The sequence below is a fragment of the Mesorhizobium sp. M2A.F.Ca.ET.067.02.1.1 genome (assembly GCF_004023285.1).
Taxonomy (GTDB): domain Bacteria; phylum Pseudomonadota; class Alphaproteobacteria; order Rhizobiales; family Rhizobiaceae; genus Mesorhizobium.
Window position 1 is genome coordinate 1 of the sequence record NZ_RZSB01000389.1, and the last position, 5,647, is coordinate 5,647.

A 5,647-nucleotide genomic window follows, 5' to 3' on the forward strand; every position below is an offset into this window, starting at 1 on the left:
GCCTAAGCGACTTTATCCAGCAGCGGCTTCAGCGCCGGATGGATTTCCGGCGAAGCGTGCCTGATCAGCGTCAGCAGCGCGCGCTCGTTGTCGCGCAGCGGCCGCTGGCCGCCGCCGCGCTCGACCAGCCATTTGGCTTCGTCGGCATCGATGGTCTCGGCACGGCGGGCAAGCGCCTCGGCGGCCCGGTTCCTGGCTTCCCATTCGGCCTCGATATCGCCGGGAGAATGATAGGCTTCGAGGACCGCGGCGAATCCGCCCGACACCATCCGGCTGAAGAACCCACCGAGCGTCGGGCCTGCCTCGTCAAGGAAGTTTTCATGGCGCAGCGCCGCTTCGCGCGTCGGCGGCTCGTAGCCGGCCGAGCACATGATATAGTTGGCGATCGCCTTGACGAAGAGCTCGTTCCAGGACGGATCATTGTCTGCGGCCGCTGTTCGGTCATTGATCCTGAACAGCACCTCTGCCTCGGCTTTGGTAATGGCGATGTTGCCGTCGCCGCCGAAGGCATGGAGGATGCGGCGAAGGAGATCGACCTCGGCCCTGGCAATCAAGCCCGGAACCAGCTCTCCGCCGATCATCAACGGCCCCTTGCCGCCGATCACCGCATGCGCGACCTGCTCCAGCGCATAGGCCGAAAGCTGGCCGGGTGAGGATTTCGCTTCCTCCAGCACATGCACCAGCAGCTCGAGTGCCGTGCGGCTGTCGACCATGCCGTCACGCGAGACGGTGCGGACCAGCCAGTCGGCATTCTCCTCCGAGATATAGCCTTCCGGCTTTTCCTGGTGGACGATGTAGTCGGTCACCGCCTCGACGAAGAACGGTGCCCATTCTCCGCATTTGTCGCGCGCCGTCTGGTCGAGCGCGAACAGCGCCTCCGCCTCGCCGCGGCTCACCACGCCGTCGGCGAATACCTCGCGCCGCAGCATTGCCACGTTCTCAGCCGTGATCTTGTTCTTCGACATCAGCCCCGCCAACGGAGCGCTCATGATCAATTCGCCCATCTGCCGTCCCTGCCTGTCGCCTTTTGCCGGCGTTATCCCGTCAGGTTTAACAGCGGTGTCTTGAGAAACGGGCAAATGGCGTGGTTAGCGAAGACTTGTCGGCAACATGTCGCTGGGAGGTGACAAGGTGTCGTCAACGAGCTATGGATGGCGCGTCGGGGGCTCGGTTTGTGAGTCCCACCTGTTTGCGGGAGAGAGCAGCGCAAGCTGTCGCCGAAGGGGAAATCGCCCGAAATCTCTCAGGCAAAAGAACCGTTGACGGGAAAGACAACTCTGGAAAGTCGGGGCCTGGCCCCGCGCCGAAGGTGTAAGCGCTGCCGACAGAGTTACGGGGCGCGAGTCTCTCAGGCTTCAGACAGAGGGGCACGGAACAGGCCGCCAATGGCGGTCGATTGCGTGCGACTCTGGAGAAGACATGACAGGCGAAGACACCAGGCACCTACCCCTCGAGGATTTGCATCAGGCCGCGGGCGCGCGCTTCGGCGCTTTTGCCGGCTGGTCGATGCCGCTCACCTATCCGCCCGGCGTGATGAAGGAGCACCTGCACACGCGCGAGCACGCCGGGCTGTTCGACATCTCGCATATGAAGCTGTTCGAGGTCGACGGTCCGGGCGCCGCGGCGCTGTTGAACCGGGCCTGCCCGCTTGATGCCGGCGCGCTGGACATCTCGCAGTCCAAATACACTTTTTTCCTCAACGAGGCTGCCGGCATTATCGACGACCTGATCGTCACGCGCCTTGGCGACGACCGGTTCATGGTCGTAGCCAATGCCGGCAACGCCATCGAGGACGAGAAGCATCTGCGCACGCTCTCCGCCGGTTTCGACGCCACGGTCGAGCCGCTCGACCGCGTCTTCCTGGCGATTCAGGGTCCGGATGCCTGGGCGGCTTTGGCACGGGCCGGCATCGAGACCGGCTCGCTGCTCTTCATGCATGGCATCGAGCCGCGCCAGAACTGGTTCATGAGCCGGTCAGGCTACACCGGCGAGGACGGTTTCGAGATCGGCCTGCCGGAGAAGGACGCGCGGGATCTCGTCGCCAAACTCCTGGAAGACGAGCGCGTGCAATGGATCGGCCTCGCCGCCCGCGACAGCCTTCGCCTCGAAGCCGGTCTCTGCCTGCATGGCCAGGACCTGACGCCGGAGATCGATCCGGCAAGCGCCGGGCTGATGTGGGCGATCTCGAAGGAGGTTCGCGCCACTGGCCATTTCATCGGTGCCGACGCGCTGCGCTCGATCCTGGAGCGCGGGCCGTCGCAGAAGCGCGTCGGCCTGAAGCCCGACGGCCGCCAGCCGGTGCGCGCAGGCGCGACGCTCGTCGATGCCGGCGGCAATCCGGCCGGCCATGTCACCTCCGGCGGCTTCGGCCCTTCGACCGGCCACCCTGTCGCCATGGGTTATGTCGACACCGCGCTGGCCAAGCCCGACACGAAACTCTTCGCCGATGTCCGCGGGACGAAAATCCCGGTCGACGTCACGTCCCTGCCCTTTACCCCACACCGCTACCGCAAAGGATGATTCCGAATGGCAAAGACCTATTTCACTGAAGACCATGAATGGCTCCGCGTCGAAGGCGGCGTCGCCACTGTCGGCATCACCGACTATGCGCAGGAACAGCTCGGCGATCTCGTTTTCGTCGAGCTGCCGGAAATTGGCCGCAAGCTCGCCAAGGGCGATACCGCCGTCGTCGTCGAATCCGTGAAGGCGGCTTCGGACGTTTACGCGCCGGTCGACGGCGAGATTACCGAGGCCAACGGCTCACTGTCGGCCGACCCTTCGCTGGTCAATTCGGCGGCGACCGGCGACGGCTGGCTCTGGAAGATGAAGCTCTCCGACGAAGGTCAACTCGACAGCCTCATGGATGAGGCCGCCTACAAAGCCCATATCGGCTGACAACAGGATCTTGGAAATGACCGCAGCACCTGCTCCTTTCTCGGCCCGCCATATCGGTCCCTCCGTCAACGACGTCAGGGCGATGCTCGCCGCCATCGGCGTTCCATCCGTCGAAACGCTGATCAGCCAGGCCGTGCCGAAGTCGATCCGCCTCGATCGGCCACTCGACCTGCCCGCTCCGGCGAGCGAAGCCGAAGCGCTGGCCGAATTGTCGGCGATGATGGCGAAGAACACGGTGCTGAAGAGCTTCATCGGCGCCGGTTATCACGGCGTCTTCGTGCCGCCGGTCATCCAGCGCAACCTGTTCGAGAATCCGGCCTGGTACACGGCCTACACGCCCTACCAGGCCGAGATCAGCCAGGGCCGGTTGGAAATGCTGTTCAACTTCCAGACCCTGGTCACCGAGCTCACCGGCCTGCCGGTGGCGTCGGCTTCGCTGCTCGATGAAGCGACCGCCGTTGCCGAGGCCGTCGGCATCGCGCTGCGCCATCATCGCGACAAGCGCACCAAGGTGGCGCTTGCAGGCACCCCGCACCCGCAGACGCTGGACGTCGTGCGCACCCGCGCCGAGCCGCTCGGCATCGAGGTCGATGGCGAGACGATCGACGACAACACCGCCGCCCTGCTCGTCTCCTGGCCGGACACGTTGGGCGTCTATGGCGATCACAAGGCGGCGATCGAGAAGGCCCGCGCCGCCGGCGCGCTGGTCGTCTTCATCGCCGATCCGCTGGCGCTGACGCTGACGGATGCGCCGGCGCAGCTCGGCGCCGACATCGCCGTCGGTCCGATGCAGCGCTTCGGCGTGCCGATGGGTTTCGGCGGCCCGCATGCCGCTTATTGCGCCGTTTCCGACAAGCTGACCCGTCTGATGCCCGGCCGCCTCGTCGGCCAGTCGACCGACACCAAGGGCCGCCCCGGCTACCGGCTGGCGCTGCAGACGCGTGAGCAGCACATCCGCCGCGACAAGGCCACCTCCAACATCTGCACCGCGCAGGCGCTGCTGGCCAACATGGCCACGGCCTATGCGATCTGGCATGGCCCTGCCGGCCTCCAGGCGATTGCCGGTCGCATCCACGGCCTTGCCGACCGCCTCGCCTCAGGTCTCAAAGCCGCCGGCGTATCGGTGCTCGGCGCAAGCCGCTTCGACACGGTGACGGTCGAGGTGAAGGGCAAGGCCAGCGCGATCGCCACCGCGGCGGAGAAGACAGGCCGGCTGCTGCGCGTCATCGATGCGGACAAGATCAGCATCGCCTTCGACGAGACCTCGACGGAAGCCGATCTCGAGGCCATAGCCGGCCTTTTCGGCGCCAAGCCAGGCGCAGACGGCGGCTCGATGCCCGGCAAGCCGCGCGGCAAGGAGTTCCTGACGCAGCCGGTCTTCCACGAGAACCGCTCCGAGACCGACATGATGCGCTTCCTGCGCCGGCTGGCCGACAAGGACCTGGCGCTCGACCGCGCCATGATCCCGCTCGGCTCCTGCACGATGAAGCTCAATGCCGCCGCTGAAATGATGCCGGTGAGCTGGCCCAGCGTCGCCAATCTGCATCCCTTCGCGCCTGCCGGCCATTCGGGCGGCTACCGCGCAATGATCGCCGATCTCGATGGCTGGCTGTCGGAGATCACCGGCTTCGACGCCGTGACCTTGCAGCCCAATGCCGGCAGCCAGGGCGAATATGCCGGCCTGCTCGCCATTCGCGGCTATCACCGCGCGCGCGGCGAAGGTCACCGCACCGTCTGCCTGATCCCGTCCTCCGCGCATGGCACCAATCCTGCGAGCGCCGCGATGGCCGGCATGAGCGTCGTCGTCGTGCGTTGCACCGAGGACGGCAACATCGATGTCGAGGACCTCAAGGCCAAGGCGGCCGAGCATTCGAAGGACCTCGCGGCGCTGATGTTCACCTACCCCTCGACGCACGGCGTCTACGAGGAAGGCGCGCGCGACCTCTGCGCCATCGTCCATGAGCATGGCGGCCAGGTCTATTTCGACGGCGCCAACCTCAACGCGCTGGTCGGCCTCGCCCGTCCAGGCGATATCGGCGCCGACGTCTGCCACATGAACCTGCACAAGACCTTCTGCATCCCGCATGGCGGCGGTGGGCCGGGTGTCGGTCCGATCGGCGTCAAGGCCCATCTGAAGCCCTACCTGCCCGGCCACGTGACGGAAGGCACTACCCATGCCGTGGCGGCGGCGCCGTTCGGCAGCGCCTCCATCCTGCCGATCACCTGGATGTACATCCGCATGATGGGCGCTTCGGGACTGAAGCACGCGACGGAAACGGCGATCGTTTCCGCCAACTACATCGCCACCCGGCTCGCGCCGCACTTCCCGCTCCTCTACAAGGGCAGGCACGATCGCATCGCCCATGAATGCATCCTCGACACTCGCGTGCTCAAGGAGAGCGCCGGCATCAGCGTCGACGACATCGCCAAGCGCCTGATCGACTACGGTTTCCACGCGCCGACCATGTCGTTCCCGGTCGCCGGCACGCTGATGGTCGAGCCGACCGAGTCCGAGCCCAAGCGTGAGCTCGACCGCTTCTGCGAGGCGATGATCGCCATCGCCGGCGAGGCGGCAAAAGTGGCAAAGGGCGAATGGCCGCCCAACGATAATCCGCTGGTCAACGCTCCGCACACCGCCGCCGAGGCGCTCGCAGCTGAGTGGAAGCATCCCTACTCGCGGCTCGATGCGGCCTATCCAGCGGGCGACGCCGACCTGGCGGCGAAATACTGGCCGCCGGTCTCGCGCATCGAC

General features: G+C 66.0%; 4 protein-coding genes and 1 riboswitch. Of the genes, 3 read left to right on the forward strand and 1 reads right to left on the reverse strand.

The window, feature by feature from the left end; translation table 11 throughout:
- Positions 1–2 precede the first annotated feature (2 nt).
- Positions 3–1,004, reverse strand: coding sequence for a hypothetical protein (locus EOA28_RS22920; RefSeq protein WP_128315301.1), 1,002 nt, complete (start codon positions 1,002–1,004; stop codon positions 3–5).
- A 178-nt stretch (positions 1,005–1,182) separates the two neighbouring features.
- Positions 1,183–1,269: riboswitch (glycine riboswitch) on the forward strand.
- A 150-nt stretch (positions 1,270–1,419) separates the two neighbouring features.
- Here EOA28_RS22920 and gcvT point away from each other — a divergent pair.
- From gcvT to gcvP, 3 genes are all read left to right on the forward strand, one after another.
- Positions 1,420–2,520 carry a glycine cleavage system aminomethyltransferase GcvT gene (gene gcvT, locus EOA28_RS22925; protein ID WP_127252981.1) on the forward strand — a complete coding sequence of 367 codons (1,101 nt, stop codon included), beginning with the start codon at positions 1,420–1,422 and terminating at the stop codon, positions 2,518–2,520.
- Between the two features lie 6 nt (positions 2,521–2,526).
- A complete protein-coding gene (gcvH, locus tag EOA28_RS22930; protein WP_042644226.1) occupies positions 2,527–2,895 on the forward strand; it encodes a glycine cleavage system protein GcvH in 369 nt (122 codons plus the stop codon).
- A gap of 16 nt (positions 2,896–2,911) precedes the next feature.
- On the forward strand, positions 2,912–5,647 hold a 2,736-nt coding region (gene gcvP / locus EOA28_RS22935), incomplete at its 3' end, for an aminomethyl-transferring glycine dehydrogenase (RefSeq protein ID WP_128315302.1).